General features: G+C 62.0%; 19 protein-coding genes and 1 tRNA gene. 19 read left to right on the top strand and 1 reads right to left on the bottom strand.

Annotation, left to right across the window (positions count from 1 at the left end):
- The 13 genes from AC07PE_RS26480 to AC07PE_RS26420 form a co-directional block, all read left to right on the top strand.
- Positions 1 to 123: EF-Tu C-terminal domain-related protein (locus AC07PE_RS26480; RefSeq protein ID WP_479723912.1), on the top strand; the 123-nt coding region annotated here is incomplete at its 5' end.
- A gap of 108 nt (positions 124 to 231) precedes the next feature.
- Positions 232 to 307, top strand: a tRNA-Trp gene (locus tag AC07PE_RS26475).
- 37 nt (positions 308 to 344) lie between these two features.
- Positions 345 to 734: a preprotein translocase subunit SecE gene (gene secE / locus AC07PE_RS26470; protein WP_230029705.1), complete on the top strand. Its 390-nt coding sequence runs from the start codon at positions 345 to 347 to the stop codon at positions 732 to 734.
- Positions 734 to 1,357: a transcription termination/antitermination protein NusG gene (nusG, locus tag AC07PE_RS26465; protein ID WP_498770216.1), complete on the top strand. Its 624-nt coding sequence runs from the start codon at positions 734 to 736 to the stop codon at positions 1,355 to 1,357. The genes secE and nusG overlap by 1 nt, the downstream gene beginning before the upstream one ends.
- 112 nt (positions 1,358 to 1,469) lie before the next feature.
- Positions 1,470 to 1,901 (top strand): 50S ribosomal protein L11, encoded by a 432-nt coding sequence (rplK, locus tag AC07PE_RS26460; RefSeq protein WP_498770214.1) that lies wholly within the window; start codon positions 1,470 to 1,472, stop codon positions 1,899 to 1,901.
- Complete coding sequence (gene rplA, locus AC07PE_RS26455; RefSeq protein ID WP_442124884.1) at positions 1,902 to 2,597, top strand: 50S ribosomal protein L1; 696 nt, start codon at positions 1,902 to 1,904, stop codon at positions 2,595 to 2,597.
- Between the two features lie 246 nt (positions 2,598 to 2,843).
- Entirely contained in the window at positions 2,844 to 3,380 is a 537-nt protein-coding gene (rplJ, locus tag AC07PE_RS26450; protein WP_498770211.1) for a 50S ribosomal protein L10, read from the top strand.
- 53 nt (positions 3,381 to 3,433) lie between these two features.
- The gene (rplL, locus tag AC07PE_RS26445) at positions 3,434 to 3,808 is read left to right on the top strand and encodes a 50S ribosomal protein L7/L12 (RefSeq protein ID WP_498770209.1); all 375 of its coding nucleotides are present in this window, start codon (positions 3,434 to 3,436) and stop codon (positions 3,806 to 3,808) included.
- 290 nt (positions 3,809 to 4,098) lie between these two features.
- Positions 4,099 to 8,208, top strand: coding sequence for a DNA-directed RNA polymerase subunit beta (gene rpoB, locus AC07PE_RS26440; protein ID WP_498770207.1), 4,110 nt, complete (start codon positions 4,099 to 4,101; stop codon positions 8,206 to 8,208).
- Between the two features lie 124 nt (positions 8,209 to 8,332).
- On the top strand, positions 8,333 to 12,580 hold the full coding sequence (gene rpoC / locus AC07PE_RS26435; RefSeq protein WP_498770205.1) for a DNA-directed RNA polymerase subunit beta': 4,248 nt from the start codon (positions 8,333 to 8,335) through the stop codon (positions 12,578 to 12,580).
- Between the two features lie 350 nt (positions 12,581 to 12,930).
- Complete coding sequence (locus AC07PE_RS26430) at positions 12,931 to 15,978, top strand: TonB-dependent receptor (RefSeq protein ID WP_498770203.1); 3,048 nt, start codon at positions 12,931 to 12,933, stop codon at positions 15,976 to 15,978.
- A gap of 78 nt (positions 15,979 to 16,056) precedes the next feature.
- Positions 16,057 to 16,722 carry a phytanoyl-CoA dioxygenase family protein gene (locus AC07PE_RS26425; RefSeq protein WP_498770201.1) on the top strand — a complete coding sequence of 222 codons (666 nt, stop codon included), beginning with the start codon at positions 16,057 to 16,059 and terminating at the stop codon, positions 16,720 to 16,722.
- Positions 16,723 to 16,728: 6 nt separating this feature from the next.
- Entirely contained in the window at positions 16,729 to 17,313 is a 585-nt protein-coding gene (locus AC07PE_RS26420) for a cysteine hydrolase family protein (protein WP_498770199.1), read from the top strand.
- On the opposite strand, the gene AC07PE_RS26415 is transcribed toward AC07PE_RS26420, so the two are convergent.
- The gene (locus tag AC07PE_RS26415) at positions 17,301 to 17,813 is read right to left on the bottom strand and encodes a hypothetical protein (protein WP_498770197.1); all 513 of its coding nucleotides are present in this window, start codon (positions 17,811 to 17,813) and stop codon (positions 17,301 to 17,303) included. The two genes, AC07PE_RS26420 and AC07PE_RS26415, sit on opposite strands and share 13 nt — an antisense overlap.
- Positions 17,814 to 17,968: 155 nt before the next feature.
- On the opposite strand from AC07PE_RS26415, the gene AC07PE_RS26410 reads away from it, so the two are divergent.
- The 6 genes from AC07PE_RS26410 to AC07PE_RS26385 all read left to right on the top strand — a co-directional run bounded on the left by AC07PE_RS26410 (position 17,969) and on the right by AC07PE_RS26385 (position 25,348).
- Complete coding sequence (locus AC07PE_RS26410) at positions 17,969 to 18,553, top strand: helix-turn-helix domain-containing protein (protein ID WP_498770195.1); 585 nt, start codon at positions 17,969 to 17,971, stop codon at positions 18,551 to 18,553.
- Positions 18,550 to 19,074: a GNAT family N-acetyltransferase gene (locus AC07PE_RS26405; RefSeq protein WP_498770193.1), complete on the top strand. Its 525-nt coding sequence runs from the start codon at positions 18,550 to 18,552 to the stop codon at positions 19,072 to 19,074. Before AC07PE_RS26410 ends, AC07PE_RS26405 begins: the two co-directional genes overlap by 4 nt.
- Before the next feature lie 186 nt (positions 19,075 to 19,260).
- Positions 19,261 to 20,784 (top strand): Fic family protein, encoded by a 1,524-nt coding sequence (locus tag AC07PE_RS26400; protein ID WP_498770191.1) that lies wholly within the window; start codon positions 19,261 to 19,263, stop codon positions 20,782 to 20,784.
- Positions 20,785 to 20,883: 99 nt separating this feature from the next.
- Positions 20,884 to 21,453 carry a superoxide dismutase [Cu-Zn] SodC gene (gene sodC, locus AC07PE_RS26395; RefSeq protein ID WP_498770189.1) on the top strand — a complete coding sequence of 190 codons (570 nt, stop codon included), beginning with the start codon at positions 20,884 to 20,886 and terminating at the stop codon, positions 21,451 to 21,453.
- A 98-nt stretch (positions 21,454 to 21,551) separates the two neighbouring features.
- Positions 21,552 to 24,266, top strand: coding sequence for a hybrid sensor histidine kinase/response regulator (locus AC07PE_RS26390; protein WP_498770220.1), 2,715 nt, complete (start codon positions 21,552 to 21,554; stop codon positions 24,264 to 24,266).
- A 65-nt stretch (positions 24,267 to 24,331) separates the two neighbouring features.
- The gene (locus tag AC07PE_RS26385) at positions 24,332 to 25,348 is read left to right on the top strand and encodes a helix-turn-helix transcriptional regulator (RefSeq protein WP_498770186.1); all 1,017 of its coding nucleotides are present in this window, start codon (positions 24,332 to 24,334) and stop codon (positions 25,346 to 25,348) included.
- Positions 25,349 to 25,471 lie beyond the last annotated feature (123 nt).

The following is a 25,471-nucleotide window of genomic DNA, read 5'->3' as shown; positions in this document are numbered from 1 at the left end:
GATAACGTGTCGATCACCGTCAAGCTGATCGCCCCGATCGCGATGGAAGAAGGTCTGCGCTTCGCAATCCGCGAAGGCGGCCGTACCGTCGGCGCCGGCGTGGTTGCCAAGATCATCGCCTAAGTAATATGTAGTACCTCCGGGAGGAACGATTCTGTTCCTCCCAACAACAGAGTATTGCGCACTGCACTCGCGGTGCGTATAATGCTCGATTCAGCTAGAAGTTTATGTAGGGGAGTAGCTCAATTGGCAGAGCGTCGGTCTCCAAAACCGAAGGTCGCGGGTTCGATTCCCTCCTCCCCTGCCACCGAATTCGGTGCCAGGCACCCGAAAGTAAATTAAGTATGTCTAATCAATCCGTGCAAACCGTCAGCACCTCGAACGACAAGTTCAAGGTTGCGCTGGCAGTGGTTGCTACGATTGCAGGCGTGGTTGGCTTTTTCATTCTGAAAGGCCAGAACAAACCAGCTCTGGTGTGCGCAGGCGCACTCGTGGCTGGTTTGGTCGTTGCCGTCCTGCTCTTGTGGACTTCCGCTACCGGTCGCGACTTCCTGGGCTTCGCCAAAGAGTCCGTGCGTGAGACGAAGAAGGTTGTCTGGCCGACCCGTAAAGAGGCAACGCAGATCACCATGGTGGTTTTCGGTTTTGTCCTCGTGATGGCGATTTTCCTGTGGGGCACGGATAAGATTCTTGAGTTCCTGATGTACGACGTGATCCTGGGGTGGAAACAATGATGAGCGAAAACGCTGACAACGTGCCGGGTGAAGTCCCGGCGGCCGGCGTTCCGGCACAAGACGCTGCTGCGCCGCTGAGTACTCCGGTCAGCAACAAGCGCTGGTACGTCGTGCATGTCTACTCCGGCATGGAAAAGAGCGTCATGCGCGGCCTGCTGGAGCGTATCGAGCGCGGCGGCATGCAAGAGCAATTTGGCCAGATTCTGGTCCCGACCGAAGAAGTGGTCGAGGTCAAGAACGGCACGAAATCGGTGTCCGAACGCCGCTTCTTCCCGGGTTATGTGCTGGTCGAGATGGAAATGACCGACGAGTCCTGGCACCTCGTGAAGAACACGCCGAAAGTCACCGGCTTCATCGGCGGCAAGAGCAACAAGCCGACGCCGATCCCGGCCCGCGAAATCGACAAGATCATGCAGCAGGTGCAAGAGGGTGTCGAGAAGCCCCGCCCGAAAGTGCTGTACGAAGTGGGCGAGCAGGTGCGGATCAAGGAAGGCCCGTTCACCGACTTCAACGGCAACGTCGAGGAAGTCAACTACGAAAAATCGAAGGTGCGTGTCACTGTCACCATCTTCGGCCGCGCAACTCCGGTGGAACTGGAGTTCGGGCAGGTAGAGAAAGTCTAAAAACGCCGAATCGGAGCGTCGCAGCAGCAAGGCGGAATCCGGTAAGAGGAGCTCCGCCTGATAAGTGGTACAGGTGGAGCGCTACCACTCAATCGAGAGATTAGGAGCCATCATGGCAAAGAAAATCATCGGTTTTATCAAGCTGCAAGTGCCGGCTGGTAAAGCAAACCCGTCCCCTCCGATCGGCCCGGCCCTCGGCCAGCGCGGTCTGAACATCATGGAATTCTGCAAGGCGTTCAACGCCAAGACCCAAGGCATGGAGCCGGGTATGCCGATTCCGGTGGTGATCACCGCCTTCGCGGACAAGTCCTTCACCTTCGAGATGAAGACCCCGCCTGCGACCTACCTGATCAAGAAGTTCTCGGGCGTCACCAAAGGTTCGCCGAAGCCGCACACCGACAAAGTCGGCACGCTGACCCGTGCTCAGGCTGAAGAAATCGCAAAAACCAAACAGCCGGACCTGACCGCTGCCGACCTGGACGCTGCTGTGCGCGTCATCGCCGGCTCGGCACGTTCGATGGGCATCACGGTGGAGGGTATCTAAATGGCTAAGCTGTCCAAGCGCGTCAAAGAAATGAAAGCCAAAGTCGACCGTAACAAGGTCTACGCTTTCGACAACGCTGTCGCGATCGTCAAAGAATTCGCCACCGCCAAGTTCAACGAGTCGATCGACGTCGCCGTCCAGCTGGGCGTGGACCCGAAGAAGTCGGACCAGGTCGTTCGTGGTTCCGTCGTTCTGCCGGCCGGTACCGGCAAGACCGTGCGCGTCGCTGTGTTCGCACAGGGCGACAAGGCCGAGCAGGCTAAAGCCGCCGGCGCCGACATCGTCGGTATGGAAGACCTGGCAGAGCGCGTGAAGGCCGGCGACATGCCGTTCGACATCGTGATCGCTTCGCCGGACACCATGCGTATCGTCGGTACCCTGGGTCAGATCCTGGGCCCGCGCGGCCTGATGCCGAACCCGAAGGTCGGCACCGTGACCCCGGACGTCGCTACCGCCGTCAAGAACGCCAAGGCCGGTCAGGTTCAGTACCGTACCGACAAGGCTGGTATCGTCCACGCCACCATCGGCCGCAAGTCGTTCTCGGACGAACAGCTGAAGACCAACCTGGTCGCGCTGATCGACGCCCTGAACAAGGCCAAGCCGGCATCGTCGAAGGGCGTGTACCTGCGCAAGGTCGCTCTGTCGTCGACCATGGGCGCTGGCGTCCGTGTCGACCAGGGTACCCTGGCTGCCTAAGTAACAAGAATTAAGTCCCCGCAAAACATCGCGGGGCGGATCTTTGGGCTGGTGGCGCGAGCCGCCAGGCAATCAAAGACCGTTGGGCCGATGGAAGAGGTTGATCCGGAGGTTAATAGACCACCCAACGCAGATGGCGAACCCGAACAAGTTTTGTAGTCGATGCTATGTCGTACTTCTTAACTTCGGACGCCGTGTTCGAACCGATGCGGGGAATAATCCTCACATCATTTAAGGAGATTGACCGTGGGTCTTAATCTGAATGACAAAAAGGTCGTCGTCGAAGAAGTTAGCGCAAAAGTAGCAACCGCGCAAACCATCGTCGTCGCCGAGTACCGTGGCATCCAGGTTAGTGCTCTGACGAAACTCCGTGCAAATGCTCGTTCGCAGGGCGTCTACCTGCGTGTTCTGAAGAACACGCTGGCACGTCGCGCTGTGGAAGGCACCCAGTTCGCACCTCTGGCCGACACCATGGTCGGTCCGCTGATCTACTCGATCTCGGACGACGCCGTGGCAGCAGCCAAGGTCATCAGCGACTTCTCCAAGACCAACGACAAGCTCGTGGTCAAGGGTGGTAACTACGCTGGTAAGAACCTGGATGTCGCTGGCGTTACCGCGCTGGCAAGCATCCCGAGCCGTGAAGTCCTCATCGCCCAGCTGCTGGGCGTCATGCAGGCTCCGGTTTCTGGCTTCGCACGAGTTCTGGCTGCCGTGGCAGCACAAAAAGGCGAAGGTTCCGCAGCTCCGGCAGAAGCCGCAGCGGAACCGGCAGCGGCTGAATAAGCTCTGGCCTTTCTGTTCAAGTACTAACTACACACTAAATATTGGAGTTTCAAATGGCAATTAGCAAAGAAGAGTTCCTGGACGCAGTTGGCGCAATGTCGGTCATGGAACTGAACGACCTGGTCAAGGCTTTCGAAGAGAAGTTCGGCGTGTCGGCAGCTGCAATGTCGGCACCGGCTGCTGGCGGCGGCGCTGCTGCTCCGGCTGCTGAAGAGCAGACCGAATTCAACGTCGTGCTGGCTGAAGTCGGCGCGAACAAGGTCGGCGTCATCAAGGCCGTCCGCGAAATCACCGGTCTGGGCCTGAAAGAAGCCAAGGACCTGGTCGACGGCGCACCGAAGACTGTCAAGGAAGCCCTGCCGAAAGCTGACGCTGAAGCCGCTAAGAAGAAGCTGGAAGAAGCTGGCGCCAAGGCCGAGCTCAAGTAATACATACGCAATGGGCGCCGGCAACAGCGCCCAAAGCCGGAGTCAAAGCTTGCAGATCCCCGCCGAAAGGTGGGGTATGCGGCTTTGGCTCTTTTGTCGTCCCTGCGACATACACGCGTTACCCCTGCAGTAACAGCAGCACTGGCAGTTCAGAAGTAATCGTAACACAGCAGTACCGGCTGTCCTTTATCACCTGACGGAACGCGGCGAGTTTTGAGGCCTTGCATGTGGTGTTGCAACCACTCGCAATCCCTGAAGTCTCATCCCTTTCTGTCACTCACGGAGTGTCCATGCACTACTCATTTACTGAGAAGAAACGCATTCGCAAGTCGTTCGCGAAGCGCGCCAACGTTCACAACGTTCCCTATCTCCTGGCTACTCAGCTGGAGTCCTACGAGAATTTCCTGCAAGCGGACGCAGCGCCGTCCGTGCGCAAGAACGAAGGCCTGCAGTCGGCTTTCTCCTCTATCTTCCCGATCGTGTCGCACAACGGTTTTGCGCGTCTCGAGTTCCTCTCTTACGTGCTGGGTGACCCCGCTTTCGACGTCAAGGAATGCCAACAACGCGGTCTGACCTTCGCGTCGCCGCTGCGCGCCAAGGTGCGTCTGGTGATCCTGGACAAGGAATCGCCGACCAAGCCGGTCGTGAAGGAAATGAAGGAACAGGAAGTGTACATGGGCGAACTGCCGCTCATGACCGCCAATGGCTCGTTCGTCATCAACGGCACCGAGCGCGTGATCGTCTCGCAGCTGCACCGCTCGCCGGGCGTGTTCTTCGAGCACGACCGCGGCAAGACCCACTCCTCGGGCAAGCTGCTGTTCTCGGCACGTATCATTCCTTACCGCGGCTCGTGGCTGGACTTCGAATTCGACCCGAAGGACATCCTGTTCTTCCGCGTCGACCGCCGCCGCAAGATGCCGGTGACGATCCTGCTGAAAGCCATCGGCATGACGCCGGAGCAGATCCTCGCCAACTTCTTCGTGTTCGACAATTTCAACCTGCGTTCGGAAGGCGCGGAACTGGAATTCGTGGCCGAGCGCCTGCGCGGTGAAGTCGCGCGCTTCGACATCGTCGATCCGAAGTCGGGCAAGACCCTGGTGCAGAAGGACAAGCGCATCAACGCCAAGCACGTGCGCGACATCGAAGCCGCCGGCATCACCTATATCTCGGTGCCGGAAGACTACCTGGTCGGCCGCGTGCTGGCGACCAACGTCGTCGACGGCGACACCGGCGAGATCATCGCCAACGCCAACGATGAGCTGACCGACGAGCTGCTGGGCAAGCTGCGCGACGCCAACATCTCGGCGATCCAGACCCTGTACACCAACGACCTGGACCAGGGCGGCTACATCTCGCAGACCCTGCGCACCGACGACACCGCCGACCAGACCGCCGCTCGCGTGGCGATCTACCGCATGATGCGTCCTGGCGAGCCGCCGACCGAAGAGTCGGTGGAAGCGCTGTTCAACGGCCTGTTCTACAGCCCGGAGCGCTACGACCTGTCCGCCGTCGGCCGCATGAAGTTCAACCGCCGCATCGGCCGTGACGAACTGACCGGCGACATGACCCTGTCGAACGAAGACATCCTGGCCGTGATCAAGATCCTGGTCGAGCTGCGCAATGGCCGCGGCGAAGTCGACGACATCGATCACCTGGGCAACCGCCGCGTCCGCTGCGTGGGCGAACTGGCCGAAAACCAGTTCCGCGCCGGTCTCGTTCGCGTCGAGCGCGCCGTCAAGGAGCGTCTGGGCCAGGCCGAAGCCGACAACCTGATGCCGCACGACCTGATCAACTCGAAGCCGATCTCGGCAGCAATCCGCGAGTTCTTCGGTTCGTCGCAGCTGTCGCAGTTCATGGACCAGACCAACCCGCTGTCGGAAATCACGCACAAGCGCCGTGTTTCCGCGCTGGGCCCGGGCGGCCTGACCCGCGAACGCGCCGGCTTCGAAGTCCGCGACGTGCACCCGACCCACTACGGCCGCGTGTGCCCGATCGAAACGCCTGAAGGCCCGAACATCGGCCTGATCAACTCGCTGGCACTGTACGCCCGCCTGAACGAATACGGCTTCCTGGAAACCCCGTACCGCAAGGTCGACGGTTCGAAAGTCACCGACAAGATCGAATACCTGTCGGCGATCGAAGAAGGCCGCTACATCATCGCCCAGGCAAACGCCGCGATCAACGAAGAAGGCCAGCTGGTCGACGAACTGGTGTCGGCACGTGAAGCCGGCGAAACCATCCTGGTCTCGCCTGAGCGCATCCAGTACATGGACGTGGCCCCGGGCCAGGTCGTGTCGGTTGCAGCGTCGCTGATTCCGTTCCTCGAGCACGATGACGCGAACCGTGCACTGATGGGCGCCAACATGCAGCGCCAGGCCGTGCCTTGCCTGCGTCCGGAAAAAGCCTTCGTCGGTACCGGCATCGAGCGCACCGTTGCGGTCGACTCGGGCACCACCGTGCAGGCAACCCGTGGTGGCCTCGTTGACTACGTCGACGCCGGCCGCGTGGTGATCCGCGTGAACGACGACGAGGCGCAAGCCGGCGAAGTCGGTGTGGACATCTACAACCTGATCAAGTACACCCGTTCGAACCAGAACACCAACATCAACCAGCGTCCGATCGTGAAAGTGGGCGATCGCGTGGCACGCGGCGACGTCATCGCCGACGGCGCTTCGACCGACCTGGGCGAACTGGCACTGGGCCAGAACATGCTGGTGGCGTTCATGCCGTGGAACGGCTTGAACTTCGAGGACTCGATCCTCATCTCGGAGAACGTCGTCAAGGACGACCGCTACACCTCGATCCACATCGAGGAACTGTCGGTGGTTGCACGTGACACCAAGCTGGGCCCTGAAGAAATCACCCGCGACATCTCGAACCTGGCTGAAAACCAGCTGGCTCGTCTGGATGAATCCGGCATCGTCTACATCGGCGCCGAAGTGCAAGCCGGCGACGTGCTGGTCGGTAAGGTGACCCCGAAAGGCGAAACCCAGCTGACGCCGGAAGAGAAGCTGCTGCGCGCGATCTTCGGCGAAAAGGCGTCCGACGTGAAGGACACCTCGCTGCGCGTGCCGTCGGGCATGGTCGGTACCGTGATCGACGTGCAAGTCTTCACCCGTGAAGGCATCGTCCGCGACAAGCGCGCCCAGCAGATCATCGACGACGAGCTGAAGCGTTTCCGCCTGGACCTGAACGACCAGCTGCGTATCGTTGAAGGCGACGCCTTCCAGCGTCTGGAACGCCTGCTGGTGAACAAGACCGTCAACGGCGGTCCGAAGAAGCTGGCCAAGGGCGCGGTCATCACCAAGGAATACCTGGCTGACCTCGACAAGTTCCACTGGTTCGACATCCGTCCGGCCGACGACGAAACCGCCAACGCACTGGAGGCGATGAAGGAGTCGATCAACGAGAAGCGTCACCAGTTCGACCTGGCCTTCGAAGAGAAGCGCAAGAAGCTGACCCAGGGCGACGAGCTGCAGCCTGGCGTGCAGAAGATGGTCAAGGTCTACCTGGCCGTCAAGCGCCGCCTGCAGTCGGGCGACAAGATGGCAGGCCGCCACGGTAACAAGGGTGTGGTCTCGCGTATCGTTCCGGTCGAAGACATGCCGTTCATGGCTGACGGTACCCCGGCCGACGTCGTGCTGAACCCGCTGGGCGTGCCGTCGCGTATGAACGTCGGTCAGATCCTGGAAACCCACCTGGGCTGGGCCGCCAAAGGTCTGGGCCTGCGTCTGGGCGAAATGATCAAGGCCAAGGCACAGACCGAGCAGCTGCGTGCCTTCCTGGGCAAGATCTACAACGAGACCGGCAAGTCGGAAGACCTGGACAACTTCAGCGACGAAGAGATCGTCGAACTGGCGAACAACCTCAAGAACGGCGTGCCGTTCGCGACCCCGGTGTTCGACGGTGCGCACGAGAGCGAAATTCGCCGCATGCTGGACCTGGCCTTCCCGGACGAGATCGCGACCCACCTGGGCATGACCCCGTCGAAGAACCAGGTCACGATGTACGACGGCCGCACCGGCGAAGCATTCGAGCGCAAGGTCACCGTCGGCTTCATGCACATGCTGAAGCTGCACCACCTGGTCGACGACAAGATGCACGCCCGTTCGACCGGCCCGTACTCGCTGGTGACGCAGCAGCCGCTGGGTGGTAAAGCCCAGTTCGGCGGCCAGCGCTTCGGTGAGATGGAGGTGTGGGCACTGGAAGCCTACGGCGCCTCGTACGTGCTGCAGGAAATGCTGACCGTCAAGTCGGACGACGTGAACGGCCGTACCAAGGTGTACGAGAACCTGGTCAAGGGCGACCACGTGATCGATGCGGGTATGCCGGAATCGTTCAACGTGCTGGTGAAAGAGATTCGTTCGCTGGGTATCGATATCGACCTGGAACGTAGCTAATAGCAGCATGCCCGTCGCCCCCGCGCAGGCGGGGGCCCAAGTTCGTGGCGTATTGCAAAACTTGGGTTCCCGCCTTCGCGGGAACGACGACTGAAGTAAAGAATTCAATCACCCGGAGTGATAAATGAAAGCACTGCTCGATCTATTCAAGCAAGTTCAGCAAAACGAGAGCTTCGACGCCATCAAGATTGGCCTGGCGTCGCCCGAGAAAATCCGTTCGTGGTCCTACGGCGAAGTCAAGAAGCCGGAGACCATCAACTACCGTACCTTCAAGCCGGAACGTGACGGCCTGTTCTGCGCCAAGATCTTTGGCCCGATCAAGGACTACGAGTGCCTGTGCGGCAAATACAAGCGCCTGAAGCACCGCGGCGTGATCTGCGAAAAGTGCGGCGTCGAAGTCACGCTGGCCAAAGTGCGCCGTGAGCGCATGGGCCACATCGAGCTGGCCTCGCCGGTCGCCCACATCTGGTTCCTGAAATCGCTGCCGTCGCGTCTGGGTATGGTCCTGGACATGACCCTGCGCGATATCGAACGCGTTCTGTACTTCGAAGCATACGTCGTGACCGATCCGGGCATGACCCCGCTGAAGAAGTGCCAGATCATGTCGGAAGACGACTACGCCGCCAAGTACGAAGAGTACGGCGACGACTTCACCGCATTCATGGGCGCCGAAGGCATCCGTGAACTGCTGCGCTCGATCGATATCGACCGCGAAGCCGAAGCGCTGCGCGTCGAACTGAAAGAGTCGAAGTCGGAAGCGAAGATCAAGAAATACGCCAAGCGCCTGAAAGTGCTCGAGGCATTCCAGCGTTCGGGCATCAAGCCCGAGTGGATGATCATGGAAGTGCTCCCGGTTCTGCCGCCGGAGCTGCGTCCGCTCGTCCCGCTGGATGGCGGCCGTTTCGCGACCTCCGACCTGAACGACCTGTATCGCCGCGTCATCAACCGTAATAATCGCCTGAAGCGCCTGATGGAACTGCGCGCGCCGGAAATCATTACGCGTAACGAAAAGCGCATGCTGCAGGAAGCAGTGGACTCGCTGCTGGACAACGGCCGTCGCGGTAAAGCGATGACCGGCGCCAACAAGCGTCCGCTGAAGTCGCTGGCTGAAATGATCAAGGGTAAGGGCGGCCGCTTCCGTCAGAACCTGCTGGGCAAGCGCGTCGACTACTCGGGCCGTTCGGTCATCGTGGTGGGTCCGCAGCTGAAACTGCACCAGTGCGGCCTGCCGAAGCTGATGGCTCTGGAACTGTTCAAGCCCTTCATCTTCAACAAGCTGGAACTGATGGGTCTGGCTACGACCATCAAGGCGGCGAAGAAGCTGGTCGAGCAGCAGGAACCGGTGGTCTGGGACATCCTCGAAGAAGTCATCAAGGAACACCCGGTCATGCTGAACCGTGCGCCGACCCTGCACCGTCTGGGTATCCAGGCGTTCGAGCCGGTGCTGATCGAAGGCAAGGCAATCCAGCTGCACCCGCTGGTCTGCGCGGCGTTCAACGCCGACTTCGACGGTGACCAGATGGCAGTCCACGTCCCGCTGTCGATCGAAGCACAGATGGAAGCCCGCACCCTGATGCTGGCTTCGAACAACATCCTGTTCCCGTCGAACGGCGAGCCGTCGATCGTCCCGTCGCAGGATATCGTGCTGGGTCTGTACTACGCGACCCGCGAAGCGATCAACGCCAAGGGCGAGGGCATGCTGTTCCCGGACGTGTCGGAAGTCATCCGCGCGTACGACAACAAGGAAGTCGAACTGGCGACCCGCATCACCGTGCGTATCGTCGAGTTCCCGAAGAACGAGCAGGGCGGCTTCGACCAGACCCTGACCCGCTACGAGACCACCGTCGGCCGTGCGATTCTGTCCGAGATCCTGCCGAAAGGCCTGCCGTTCTCGGTGCTGAACCGCGCGCTGAAGAAGAAGGAAATCTCGAAGCTGATCAACACTTCGTTCCGCAAGTGCGGCCTGCGTGCGACCGTCGTGTTTGCCGACAAGCTGATGCAGTCGGGCTTCCGCCTGGCGACCCGCGCCGGTATCTCGATCGCCGTGGACGACATGCTGATCCCGGACGTCAAGAAGTCGATGATCGCGACCGCCGAAGCGGAAGTGAAGCAGATCGAGCAGCAGTACGCTTCGGGTCTGGTCACCGCCGGCGAGCGTTACAACAAGGTCGTCGACATCTGGGGCAAGACCTCGGACGAAGTCGGCAAGGCCATGATGGACCAGCTGAAAGTGGAACCGGTCGTCAAGCGCGACGGCACCCACGGCACTCAGGAATCGTTCAACGCGATTTACATGATGGCCGACTCGGGCGCCCGTGGTTCGGCAGCCCAGATCCGCCAGCTGGCCGGTATGCGAGGCCTGATGGCCAAGCCGGACGGTTCGATTATCGAAACGCCGATTACCGCGAACTTCCGCGAAGGCCTGAACGTTCTGCAGTACTTCATCTCGACGCACGGCGCCCGTAAGGGTCTGGCCGACACCGCGCTGAAGACCGCGAACTCGGGTTACCTGACCCGCCGCCTGGTCGACGTGACCCAGGATCTGGTGGTGATCGAGGACGATTGCGGCACCACCAACGGCACGCACATGAAGGCGATGGTCGAAGGCGGTGAAGTCATCGAGCCGCTGCGCGACCGTATCCTCGGCCGTGTTGCAGGTACCGACATCGTCAATCCGGAAACGCAAGAGACCCTGTTCGAAGCCGGCACGCTGCTGGACGAAGACATGGTCGAAGAGATCGAGCGCGTCGGTATCGACGAAGTCAAGGTCCGCACTCCGCTGAACTGCGACACCCGTTATGGCCTGTGCGCGAAGTGCTACGGCCGTGACCTCGGCCGCGGCATGCTGGTCAACTCCGGCGAAGCCGTCGGTGTGGTGGCAGCACAGTCGATCGGTGAGCCGGGTACCCAGCTGACCATGCGTACCTTCCACATCGGTGGTGCGGCATCGCGTGCAGCAGTGGCATCGTCGGTCGAAGCCAAGTCGAACGGCACGGTCCGCTTCACCGCGACCATGCGTTACGTTACCAACGGCAAGGGCGCGCAGATCGTCATCTCGCGTTCGGGCGAAGTGCTGATTACCGACGACCACGGCCGTGAGCGCGAGCGTCACAAGGTGCCGTACGGCGCGACCCTGACCGTCCACGACGGCGTGACTGTGAAAGCAGGCACCGCACTGGCGACCTGGGATCCGCTGACCCGTCCGATCATCACGGAATACGGCGGCACGATCAAGTTCGAAAACGTGGAAGAGGGCGTGACCGTCGCTCGCCAGGTGGACGAAGTGACCGGCCTGGCTACCCTGGTGGCAATCGATCCGAAGCGCCGCGGTTCGGGCAAGACCCTGCGTCCGCAGGTCAAGCTGCTGAACGAAGAAGGCCAGGAAGTCAAGATCGCCGGCACCGAGCACGCCGTGACGATCGGCTTCCAGGTCGGCGCGCTGATCATGGTCAAGGACGGCCAGCAGGCATCGGTGGGTGAAGTGCTGGCACGTATCCCGACCGAATCGCAGAAGACCCGTGACATTACCGGTGGTCTGCCGCGCGTTGCCGAGCTGTTCGAAGCCCGTTCGCCGAAAGATGCCGGCATGCTGGCGGAAGTCACCGGTACCGTCGCCTTCGGTAAGGAAACCAAGGGCAAGCAGCGTCTGGAAATCACCGACATGGACGGCAACAAGCACGAGTTCCTGATTACCAAGGACAAGCAAGTGCTGGTGCACGACGGCCAGGTGGTGAACAAGGGCGAGATGATCGTGGACGGCCCGGCCGATCCGCAAGACATCCTGCGCCTGCTGGGTATCGAAGCACTGGCCCGCTACATCGTCGACGAAGTGCAGGACGTGTACCGTCTGCAGGGTGTGAAGATCAACGACAAGCACATCGAGGTGATCGTTCGCCAGATGCTGCGTCGTGTGCAGATCACCGATGCCGGCGACACCGACTACATCGTCGGCGAGCAGGTCGAGCGTTCGGAACTGCTGGAAGAGAACGACCGCATCAGCGCAGCCAACAAGCTGCCGGCGCAGTACGAAAACGTGCTGCTGGGTATTACCAAGGCATCGCTGTCGACCGACTCCTTCATCTCGGCCGCATCGTTCCAGGAAACCACCCGCGTGCTGACCGAAGCGGCGATCATGGGCAAGCGCGACGGTCTGCGCGGCCTGAAGGAAAACGTCATCGTCGGCCGCCTGATCCCTGGCGGTACCGGCCTGGCCTTCCACCGCGCCCGCAAGGAAAAAGAGGCGTGGGAAGCGGAAGAGCGTCAGGCGCTGCTGCAGCAGGAGAAGGCCAACATGGCTGCCGAGCTGCAGGCGATGGAAGACCAGCAGCAGGCTGCGGCTTCGATCGAGCAGCACCACGGCGACGCGGAGTGATCTTCGCTTGAGCTTCTAGCCGGTTGTTGAACGGCTAACGAAAACGGCACCTTCGGGTGCCGTTTTTTTTTCGTCTCGTCAATGCAATATGCATATCTCATGCATATCTTGTGCATACGTTGTACATATGCCACCTCCCGAATAATTGTCATTGACTCAAGTTTGCTCAGAATGTTCTTATTGCCAGCTGAGTTTTCCTATTAGAAAAATTTGCAAGCGCTGATACGTTTTATTTCTCATGTAAAGAGTTGTAAAGAGAAGTCGACGTGGTTCTTGCCCGGAAGGCTTGGTTCGCTGGTTGTTGTATCGCTCTGATTCAAAAAAACACATTCAAGATTCAAGGGAGAGATATGTTGCACACTGTAAAACAAACGTCGAAGATGGCCGTGCTGCGCCGGTCCGCGGTATCGCTGGCCGTCGGCATGTGCTTTGTCGGCGCTGTATGGGCCGCTGAAACCGGCGGCCTGCGCATTTCCATCGTGAGCCCACAAGGCAAGCCGGTGGCAGGCGCGACCGTGAAGATCAGCTCGCCGAGCAGCCTGGTGACCAAGACTGTCGTGACCGAAGCCGATGGCTCGGTGCGCGTTGCAGGCCTGGACCCGGCAACCGACTACAAGATCGAAGTCGCCGCCCCCGGCTATTCGACCTTCAATGCAACCGACGTTTCTGTGATCAGCGGCGCCAACCCCAGTGTGACCTACTCGCTCGCATCGGGCGGCGGCGAAGGCCAGCGCGTGGTCGTGACCGGCTCGCGCGCGGTGCAGGTCGACACGACCTCGGCCACAGTCGGCACCATCCTGAACCTGGCCACCGTGGAAGCCCTCCCAACCGGCCGCAGCTATCAGAGCTACCTGCAGCTGGTGCCGGGCGTGAAGCCTTCTTCCGGCGGCAACCCGTCCTCGAAATCCGGCGTCAACTACTCGGACATCGGCGGCGCCACCGGCACCTCGACCGACAACGTCTACATCCTCGACGGCGTCGACGTCACCGACTCGAATACCGGTACCTTCGGTTCGAACATCAACTCCGAGATCATCCAGGAGCAGCAGATCCTGACCGGCGGCATTCCGGCCGAGTACGCGGGTGGTACGGGCCTGGTGTCGAAGGTAATCACCAAGTCGGGCGGTAACGAGTTCCACGGCTCCGCCAACTATTACTTCCAGAACGACAAGCTGGTTGCAAAGAACAAGCACAACACCGCCTCCGCGTTCTCGACCTACGATTCGGCGGTCACGCTCGGCGGCCCGATCATCAAGGACCAGCTGTGGTTCTTCGGTTCGTTCCAGAAGAAAGGCCGCGACACCGACGTGGTCGCGTCGTCGACCGGCGAATTCCTGCGCACGGTCAAGCGCGACGACAAGCTGGGCTTCCTCAAGCTGACCTGGCAGCCGACCGACAACGACCGCATCACGGCGTCCTTCTTCAATGACCCGACCACCATCAGCGGTTCGACCACCTCGTCGACGCTCAACAACCGCGATTCGCGCACCAAGCAGGGCGGCAACAACTACAAGGTCGAGTACTCGCGCGACATGGAGAACCTGCGCCTGAATGCGTATGCGTTCCGCCACGAAGGTGAAGTGTCGACCTTCGCCGCCGACCAGACGACCCGTAACAACGTCGTTTATTGCGCGGGTACCGCATGCGCGATCAAGATCCCTGCTCTGAGCATCGCACAGGCCAACCTGGGCGGCGCTGGCTCGGACGTCGTCACGACACGTGACCGGGACGAAATCGGCGCGAGCGGCGAGTATTTCCTCGAGACCGCCTCGGCCGGTACCCATACCTTCAAGGCCGGCTACCTGCAGTCCGAAAACAAGTATTTCCGGGACTCCCGCGTGAGCGGCCCGGAGAAGGCGACCTATACCTCGATCGCAGCGGGCAATGCCGGCGTCACCTTTGCCCAGTTCATCGGTGGCGGCTGGACGGGTTCGAAGCCGATCGCCGCTGTCGATATTCCGCGCATCATCACGGCCATCAACGCCAGCCCGGACAAGGCCTACTTCGTCAACCTGCTCGATACCGACAAGAATGGCGTCGTGTCCGACCCCGAGATCCGCGCCTACAAGTTCGCCAGCACCACCGGCAACCCGGGCGGGCAGGTGAACAACTACCGCAGCCGGGAAGCACAGGCAGCGCCTTACGTCGTGAAGGCCACCGGCAAGGCCGCCTACCTGCAGGATACCTGGACGCTGAAGCAACTGACCGTGAATGCCGGTGTCCGTGCCGAAGAGTGGGTGCACAAGGATTCGAAAGGCGCGCAATCCGCCAAGTTCAAGTGGGAACTGGCGCCGCGCCTGAGCGTGGTGTACGACCCGGTTGGCGACGGCCGCAGCAAGGTGTGGGGCTTCCTGGGCCGATACTACGACCCGATCCGCACCAACATGTCCGACTTCGCCGGCAACCTGTCCGGCCCGGTGCTGGAAGAGCAGGTTGCCCTTGGCGACAAATGGCTGACCTTCCGCACCCGTGGCGGCGACAAGACCCCGGACGCCCTGTTCTCGCCGTCGACCAAGACGCCGTACACCGACGAGTTCATGCTCGGCTATGCGACGAACATCGGCAAGGACTGGACCGTGTCGGCCACCTACACCAAGCGCCGCACCCGCGACGTGCTGGAAGACTACGACCTGACCCTGTACTCGGACCCGACCCTGACCGTCGCCACGGCGCCGGAAGGTTACGCTGCGCCGGGCTCGGCCTACTACCTGCCGTATTCCTACTTCGGCTACTCGTCGAAGCCGAATTCGAACTACGTCCTCGGTACCCTCGCAGGCGGCAAGCGCGATTACCAAGGCGTCGAACTCAGCTTCAGCAAGGCGAAGCGCGACAACTGGATGGCGGGCGGCTCGTACACCTGGAACCAGGCCAAGGGCAATACCAACTCGGATAGTAACGCCGACTTCCAGGGCGACTGGCTGGCGCTGGATCCGCGCGCACCGAACGCCTACGGTCCGCAGCCTGGCAACATCAAGCACCAGGCCAAGGCCTATGGCGCCTACTTCTTCGACAACGGCATCGAGCTGAGCGGTGTGTTCAACTGGAACAGCGGCACCCTGTACAGCCGTACCTTCTCGAGCTCCAGCCGCAACCTGCCGGAAATGGTGACCACGCCGTACGTCAGCGGTGGCGTCCTGGATACCTGGATCCTGCCGGGCGCTATCGGCAGCCAGACCGCGCCGTCGTACTACACGCTGGACATCCGTGCGAAGTACATCTACAAGCTGAGCGGCAGCCAGAAGGTCGAGTTCTTCGTCGACATCTTCAACCTGCTCGACAAGCAGTCGGTGACCGCCGTGCAGTCCCTGGTGGCCGGCAGCGCCGCCTTCAAGTTCGGCGAAGGCACCGACTGGGTCCAGCCGCGCCGCCTGTACCTGGGCGCACGTTACACCTTCTGATCTACATGATCTGAAGTAGTAGTCTTGAGCTTTTGCCGGCCCTGCTTTCGGGGCCGGTTTTTTTTGTAAGATGGCAGGATGTCCAATGCCTCTTTTCTTCATGACGGTTTCGCCGTCCTGCCGCCAGTACTGACCGAGGCCGAATGCGATGCCCTGTCCGCCCGCGTAGCGGAGATAGGATCGGCATCCCCGGGCAGCCGCAGCCTGCTCGCCGACGGCTGGTGCCAGACGCTCGCGGCAAGGCTGCGCCGGGATCCAGCCGTCGCCGCCGCGATCCCCGAGGATTTCATCGCCGTCCAGTGCACCTATTTCGAGAAGTCGCGTGCGCAGAACTGGCTGGTGCCGGTTCACCAGGATCTCAGCATCCCCGTGAAGGAGCGCGTGGACCATCCTGTTCTGCGCGGCTGGTCGAAGAAAGAGGGCAGCCTGTTCGTGCAGCCGCCGGTGGAGGTGCTCGAGCGGCTGGTGGCGGTGCGCGTTCACATCGACCGCTGCGGCGCGGACGACGGCCCGCTGCAGTTCGTGCCGGCGACCCATCTGCTCGGCAAAATCGCGGCTGCGCGGGCGAGCGAATTGAAGATGGCGGGACCCGTCGTCACCTGTACTGTCGATCGCGGCGGCGTGCTGATGATGCGGCCGCTCTCCTTGCATGCGTCGTCGAAAGCCTCGGGCACGAGCCGGCGCCGTGTGCTGCATTTTGTCTTCGGGCCGCGTGAGCTGCCGTATGGATTACTTTGGGAATAGACCTGGATGAACTTAACAAGTGCACTGATCATCATCGACATGCAAAAGGGCATGCGCAGCCCGAATCTGCCGCCCCGGAACAACCCTGGCGCCGAAGACAACATCGCCCGCCTGCACGCGGCCTGGCGCGAGTTTTCTCAGCCTGTCGTCAAGGTCCGCCACATCAGCCGCTCGCCCACGTCCGTCTTCGCGCCTGGCCAGAGTGGCGTCGAGTTCCAGGAGCGTTTCATCCCGCTGACAGACGAACACGTGGTCGAGAAGAACGTCCCCGACGCCTTCATCAACACCGGCCTCGAACGCTGGCTGCACGCACGTGGCATCCGGCGCCTGGTGATCGTCGGCGTCAGCACGAATAATTCGGTCGAGGCGACCGCGCGTACGGCCGGCAACCTGGGCTTCGAGACGGTGGTGGTGGCGGATGCCTGCTTCACCTTCGAGAAGCAGGACTTCGGCGGAACCCTGCGCAGCGCCGAGGAGGTGCATCTGATGGCGCTGGCGAATCTGGATGGCGAGTATGCCCGCGTTCTCTCCACCGGACAGGTGCTGCATGAACGGCTTTGCGAACGCGGGATACCGGGTCAGGCTTTGTAATAGCGGATCGTGCTGGAGGCGAGGCCGGCGCCTTCCAGCTTGATCGAGGAGCCCAGGGGCAGATAGAAGGTGTTGGCGGATCCCGTGACCGTCACCGTCGTATCGACGCCCGGCATGAACACGACCGTGTTCAAATCTCCGCTGACGGCGACAGTGCCGCCGGATTTTGCCGCGCTCAGCCAGATGCCGTCGAGCCTGCCGGACAGCGTGAGATTTGCCGCGCCGGTAAAGCTGACGATCGCGTTTTGCGCGCTGCCTCCCTGATTGAAGCCGCCGACGCTCATTTTTACTGCCGAGGCTGGTGGCGCCGGCGCCTCGACGACCTGGTCTTTCGATCCCGGTTGCGATACCGAACCGGCCGGCGGCGGTGTTGGCGCGCTCGAGGAAACGGGCTGGCTGGTGCTTCCGCCGCCGCCGCCGCCGCCGCAAGCTGCGAGAAGTACCGAAAGGATCGCTGCAATTGAAAGGGTTTTCATGGACGCCTGATAGTAGTTGTTCATGGGAAACCAATACTAATTTCAGCGCGACCGAGGAATATTGTGCTGGGTCGCTTGAAGGAAGCTCTTCAGCCTGATTGCGTTTTTTCTTGCTCAGCCGCAAAATTCACTTATAAAATCCAGTTTACAGGATATTAATATCCACTATACTGGATGGCATGGACATCAACCAACTCATCGCCCGCCGCCTGCGCGAACTGCGCGACGCCCAGGGCCTCTCGCTGGCGCTTCTGGCCGAACGCAGCGGCGTCAGCAAATCGAACATCTCGCTGATCGAACGCGGCGAGAGCAGCGCCACCGCCACCGTGCTGGACAAGCTCACGGCCGCCCTCGGCGTCACGGTCGCCTCGCTGTTCGAGAAGCCGGCCGAGGATGCGCCGTCGCCGGTGTCGCGCCTTGCCGACCAGCCGGTGTGGACCGACCCTGGTTCCGGCTACGTGCGCCGCAACCTGTCGCCGGCCGACTACTCGCCGATCCAGCTGGTCGAAGTGAACTTCCCGGCGGGCCAGCGCGTCGCGTATGAAACCAGCACGCGCGACGTCGACGTCCACCAGCAGGTCTGGATCACCGAGGGCGCAATGGAAGTCAGCGTCGGCGACACGATGTGGACGCTCGCGGCGGGCGATTGCCTCGCAATGCGGCTCGACCAGCCGATCGCCTACCACAACCCGACCGACAAGCCGGCGCGCTACCTGGTCTCGCTGGTCACGCAGGCGCACAGGACACCGAGGAGAGAAGCATGACGACCACCATGACCGTACGCCGGCTCGGCGCCGATGAAGCCCTCGCACGTATCGAAGGACTGGCCGACGTCCTCCTCGATTGCGTCGAAGGCGGCGCCTCGGTGAGCTTCATGCTGCCGATGGCGCGCGCGACGGCCGTCGATTTCTGGCGCAAGGTGGCCGCGGGCGTGGCGCGCGGCGAGCGCACCCTGCTGGTGGCCGAGGACGGGGAAGGCATCGCCGGCACCGTCCAGCTGATCACCGACATGCCCGAGAACCAGCCGCACCGCGCCGACGTCGCCAAGCTGCTGGTGCACCGGCGCGCCCGCGGCGCCGGCATCGGCCGGCAGCTGATGGAAGCGGTGGAAGCCGCCGCGCGCGGGCAGGGCAAGCGGGTGCTGGTGCTCGATACCGCCAACGGCACTGCGGAGCGGTTGTACGAACGCCTCGGCTGGCAGCGCGTGGGCGTGGTGCCGGATTATGCGTACATGCCGGATGGGGCGCTGTGCGCGACGACTTTCTTCTACAGGAAGCTTTTCTAGAAGCTTAGTGTTAGCTTGGTATCCTGTGTCTATGCTATATAGATTGTCTCTAGTTAAGTAAGTAAGACAATCTACGCTGCGTAGAGAGTTTAGTAAGGGCTGTATCGATTTTCTGATAGACTCTTAAGTAAGCTAAGTACCGCTTTCTAGAGTGTTCCGAAAGTTTCGTAGACGCCCTCGTAAAACATGACACCTCTAGGCTACCAGGCGCTGATTGCGCAGTACGGAATTCAGTGTCCTCCGCTGGCACAAGTCTATGTACTCTCACCCAAGACTGGTTTAGTCAAACATAGCATTGCTGCCGACGGTAGTGAGCGTACCGAAATTCCGCGAAACAGGTACTCCGGTGGAACCGACACGGTTGCACATTTGACTTTTGCTCTTCGAAGAGAACGCTTGAATCTTACCGTTCTGTCCGCTGTGTTTTCTCACGAAGAGGCTACCCAGGCTGTTCAGGAGTGGCTGCGAGCCACACCAAGTTCGATATATGCTCGTATTGCAGGACATCTCGCAAAATGGCTTAAGGGCGTTAGCTTCGAGTTTGTCTTGCCTCCAGGAGCGCAACGCGTTTCTGTGCTAGATGAGCGCCAATACATTGTTGCCCCTGCCGTAGCCGATCCACAGTTCGGGGTCTTGAACAATTTGCTCGGATCCCCAGCATTTTGTCCCATCGTCAGAAAGACCGATACTTTAAATGCACTTCTTGCACTCAACTTGCGTGAGAAGGTAACGCAAGCAATATCGCGTATCGATCCGGAAGTCTTGGTACGCGCCGTTGACTATCTCTATTTGTCGGAAACGCGATCGACGTTCTCGATTGAGAAAGAAATCCCTGATAATCAGCGTGCTGCCAAGTTCAGGCAACTCCTGGAAATAGCGGGCGAACCAGGTTTGGTAACGGAAGAACAACTCTGCGGTTGGCAAAACCAGATCATGTCTTCATACGCAGCCGAAGCGTCTTACCGGACACAACAAAACTGGCTCTCCCGTTCCGGGCGCTTGCGAAACATCGCTGATTACATACCGCCATCTCCTGAGTACGTGCACCCGATGATGGAGGGAGTAGCAAAAGTCGCACAACTGGGCGCGGATAATCTGATCGATCCGGCAGTTGCTGCGGCATGCGCGGCATTCGGCTTTGTCTTCGTTCACCCATTCATGGACGGGAACGGGCGTCTTCACCGCTTCCTGATACATCATATCCTGCGCCAGTCAGGATACACGCCGACAGGAGTCGTCTTACCGATTTCCGCGAGGATGTTGAAGTCTTTGGATCGATACTCCAAACTGCTGAAGTCATACTCGACACCACGTACGGCATTGCTCGATTATGTTCTGGATGACGACAGCGGAACCATTCTCCTCCGGTCTCCGCAACCACTTTGGTTGTACGCCTCGTTTGACGCCACCGAGATATGTGAATTTCTATTAGCTTGCGTAGCACAGTGTGTTGAAGAAGACCTGGCTCAGGAGGTGAAGTATCTTGAGGCATTTGATCGTACCAAGACCAGGCTCGAAGCTTGGCTCGATATGCCGCAGCCCCAGCTAAGTCTGCTGATCCGATTGATCGTGCAAGGTAATGGCGAACTTTCCGAGCGCAAGAGAAAACGCTTCGACACCTTGTCTGAAGCTGCATTGGTTCGTGCCGAGGAGGTCGTAAGCGACGAATTTGCCGATTATATCGGCGTGTTCGGTGCAACCCTCGACTGATACTTCAAGCGCTGTTTCAACTTCCTCCCGTCCGCCCCCGGCCATATCGTTGACATACACTATCTCCGCTTCCTCATCCAAACCCTGAAAGGAGACGGTATGACAACGAACCCCAAGCTGGCCTGCACCCTCGCCGCAGCCGCCATCGCCACCATGGCCACCACTGCCCACGCCCAGACCCCGACCCAGGCCGCCCAGCCCGGCAACAAGCTGCAAGCCCCGATGACCCTGGTCAGCGCGAGCGGCACCGGCAAGATGATCGGTAATGTCGTGATTACGGAATCGCCGAACGGCCTGGTGTTCACCCCCAACCTGACCGATCTTCCCGCCGGCCCGCATGGCTATCACGTGCACGAAACCGGCAGCTGCGGCGTGAACGAAAAGGATGGGAAAAAGGTGGCGGCGGGCGCCGCCGGCAGCCACTACGACCCGGCCGGCAGCAAGCAACACCTCGGCCCCACCGGCAATGGCCACCTGGGCGACCTGCCGCCGCTGGTGGCGGGCGCCGACGGCCGCGCCACCGTGGCGGTGACGGCGCCGCGCATCAAGACGCTGGCCGACGTCAAGGGCAAGGCGCTGATGATCCACGCCGGCGGCGACAATTACGCCGACAAGCCGGCGCCGCTGGGTGGCGGGGGCGCGCGCATCGCCTGCGGCGTCATCCAGTAATGTAAAAATGATGCATTGCATACATGCATTGATTTAACAATGCCTGCTATGATGGGCAGCTGAGCCGACTGTCCGGCTCAGTCCTGTTCGTGAGCACTATGCCCTGGCCATTCGATCCCGCCGTCTCCGGAGACGCCCCGCTGCAGAAGATGAGCGGGATGGAGCTGCTGATGCAGCGCCATCCCTGGGACAAGACCGCCGTCGGTCCGGTCGCGTCCTGGCCGTTCAGCCTGAAGCTGGCCGTGCGCACGCTGCTCGATTGCCAGCTGCCGATGTACCTGGTGTGGGGCGACACCTTCCTCGAGTTCTACAACGACGCCTATGTGCCTGTCACCGGCGACAAGAAAGAGGCCCGGCTCGGCGGCGATGCGCGCCACACCTGGGCCGAGATCTGGTCGACCATCGGGCCGATGTTCGAGCTTGTCAGGCAGGGAGAACCGGTGGGCTACCAGGACCTGCCGCTGTCCATCAACCGCTACGGCTATTTCGAGACCTGCTACTTCACGTTTTCGTACAGCCCGGTCTATGGCGAGACCGGCAAGGTCGATGGCATCCTGGTCACCTTCGTCGAAACCACCAGCAAGGTCATGGCGGAGCGCCGCAATGCCTTCCAGGTTGCGCTGACCGAGATCCTGCGCCGCGAGACCGAGGCCGAACCGCTGCTGCAGGCAGCCGGCCGCCATGTGAGCGAGTATGCCGACGGCGCGGTGGCGATCTATGCGACGGTCGACCACGCGGCCCAGGCGGCCGTGATCCGCGAACAGTGGCGCAAGGGCGCGCCGGACGGCGAGGCGGGACGCGCGCTGCCGCTCGAGATGCTGGCCTTCGGCCGCGGCGCCCAGCTGCTGCGCGGCGAGACCGTGTGCGTGCCGGACGTCGAAAAGGAAGCGGACATTCCCGGCGCCGACGCCTGGCTGGCGCAGGGCATCGCTTCCGGCCTGGTGGTGCCGCTGATGGATGGGTCACGCCTGGACGCCGTGATGGCGCTGCACGCGCCGACCGCGCAGCGCTGGGAAACCGCCGAAGTGCACCTGATGGAAGATAGCGCGCGCCGCAGCTGGGAAGCGCTGCGCCGCATCCGCGCCGAGCAGGCGCTGCGCGACGAGACCCGCATCCTGGAGCTGATGAAGCACGCCACCGAGCAGCTGGCCTCGACGCTCGACCTCGAGCCGCTGATGCAGGCGATCACCGACGCAGCGACCCAGCTGACCGGCGCCGAATTCGGCTCCTTCTTCTACAACAACACCGACGGCAACGGCGACGCCTACCTGCTCTACACCCTCAGCGGCGCGCCGCGCGAAGCCTTCGCCCACCTCGGCCAGCCGCGTCCCACCAAGGTGTTCGGCCCGACCTTCTACGGCAGCGCGCCGATCCGCAGCGACGACATCACGAAAGATCCGCGCTACGGCTCGATGGGCCCGCACCACGGCATGCCGCCCGGCCATCTGCCGGTGCGCAGCTACCTGGCGGCGTCGGTGGTATCGCGTTCGGGCGAGGTAATCGGCGGCCTGTTCTTCGGCCACTCGACGCCGGGCATGTTCAGCGCGCGCACCGAGGAACTGATCGGCACCTTTGCCGGCCAGGCCGCGATCGCGATCGACAATGCGCGCCTGTACGACATGGCGCAGAAGGCGGCGCAGGAGCGCGAGAGCCTGCTGGCCAGCGAACGCGCCGCGCGCGCCGAGGCCGAGCGCCACAACAAGATGAAGGACGAGTTCCTGGCGATGCTGGCGCACGAGCTGAGGAATCCGCTGGCGCCAATCACCAGCGCCGCCCAGCTGCTGCGCCTTCCGGAAGTGAACGAGGGCTTGCGCCTGAAGGCCAGCAACATCATCTCGCGCCAGGTGCGCCACATGACGGAGCTGGTCGACGACCTGCTCGACGTCTCGCGCGTGACCCGCGGCCTGATCAAGCTGGAGACCGAGGTGCTGGACCTGAACAAGGTGGCGATGGCGGCCGTCGAACAGGCCCGTCCGCACATCGAGGAGCGCCGCCACACGCTGACGGTGGACCTGCCGGCGGAGCAGGTGCCGGTCGAAGGCGACCGCACGCGCCTGATCCAGGTGCTGGTCAACCTCCTCAACAACTCGGCCAAGTACACGCCGGCCGGCGGCCAGATCACCCTGTCCGTGCGCCGCGACGGCGCCTCCAGCGCGGTGTGCGTGGGCGACAACGGCAGCGGCATCGACGCCCAGCTGCTGCCCCACATCTTCGACCTGTTCACCCAGGCCGACCGCGCGCCCGACCGCTCGCAGGGCGGCCTCGGGATCGGCCTGGCGCTGGTGAAGAGCATCGTGCGCATGCACGAGGGGAGCGTCGCAGCGTACAGCGCCGGCGCCCAGCAGGGCACCACCATGACGGTCACGCTGCCGCTCGCGCAGGCGCAGGCCGGCGAGACGCCGCGCGCGAACCTGGCCGCGGGCGAGACCCGGCCGCTGATGGTCACCATCGTCGACGACAACCTGGACGCCGGCCAGTCGCTGGCGGTGCTGCTGCGCGCCCATGGCCACACGGTGCAGGTCTACGAAGACGCCTCGACCACGCTGCGCGCACCCGAGGCGGCGGGCATCGAAGTCTTCATCCTCGACATCGGCCTGCCCGACATGACCGGCTACGAACTGGCGCGCCGCCTGCGGCGCCAGCCCGTTCACGCCGGCGCGGTGTTCGTGGCGCTGACCGGCTACGGCCAGGAACGCGACCGCGAGCTGTCGCGCCAGGCCGGTTTCGATCATCACCTGGTCAAGCCGGTCGATATCGCGAAGCTGGCGCAGATCCTGGCGCGGGCCGCCACACCCGTCGCGCCGGCAGCCTGATCGCGAACGCAACGCCATGGCAATGGCATGTTGACAATTAATTGCCAACCGCTCAGTATTCGCCCATGTCACGCAAAAAGAACAGCCGACAGTGGGCCCGTCTACGCATCCTGTGCTATGCGGGTCTCGACCTGATGACCATTGTCCCGGATGCCTTCGGGCTGGTGCGTGAACTCATCCCGAATTCCTCCGCCCATCTGGTGCTGCGTCCGCAGCTGCCGGCCCAGCCGTTGCCCGGAGAGGTGCAGGACGACGCCGTCTTTTCCCAGGTGCTGCCGCCGCCGGAAGGCTACTTCTACAGCGACCACGCCAATTTCACCGCGCCGACCTCGCCGCCCGTGCACGTGCTGGAGGTGGCGCTGGAGATCGGCGGGCGCAGGTACGGCGAGATCGTCCTGTGGCGCGACGAGGGCCCGGCCTTCGACCGCCATGACGAGGAAGACCTGGAGCGCGTCGCCGGCTACTTCCAGCACGTACTGCGCAACGCGCCGGAACTGGGCGCGGGCGGGGCAGGGGTGATCGAAGACGAAGCCATGCTGCTTGCCACCGGCGACGGCCAGATCCTTTACCTGAGCGACTCCGCCGGCGCCCTGCTGGACCAGCTGGCGGCACAGGAACGCCAAACCTTCGACCGCCGCACCGTGCCGCCGTTCTGCATGCGGCTGGTGGAGTCGGTGGTGCACGGCGACCGCTATCCCTGGCTGCTGCCGCTGGGGACCCTGGCGATGGGCGGCGGCATTCTCGAGGCGCGCGCCCAGTGGATGAGCGTGGGCGGCGCCGCGGCCCTGCACACGGGCGGCGATGCGGGCGCGGCCAGCCGCACGGTCGGCATCTTCATGAAGTTCGTGGTGCCGCTGCCGCTGCGCATCTGGCGCGCGATCGGATCGGTGGAGCTGTCGCCGCAGCAGGCCGAGGTCGCGTTCTGGATGGGCGTGGGCGGCGGCCGCGAATCGGCGCGCGCGAACATGGAAGTCAGCGACGCCGTGCTGCGCGACTGCGTGAAGGCGGTCTACGAAAAATTCGGCTGCTCGTCCGAAGCGGGCCTGCTGGAGCAGCTGCGTCCCGCCATCTCCCGCATGTAAGCGCACAGTAACCCCACCCATGGGGGTGGGAACTTGTTGCCCCAGCAATTACTATTTTTCCTGAGGGGAAACACGAAAAGGGATCTACCCCGGACCGTGTTTCCCGATGAAACAAAGCTTCAA

Source organism: Telluria sp. GW821-FHT07G12, from assembly GCF_059418525.1.
Note: the sequence above shows the minus strand (reverse complement) of the source record. Positions and strands in the feature narration are given on the sequence as shown.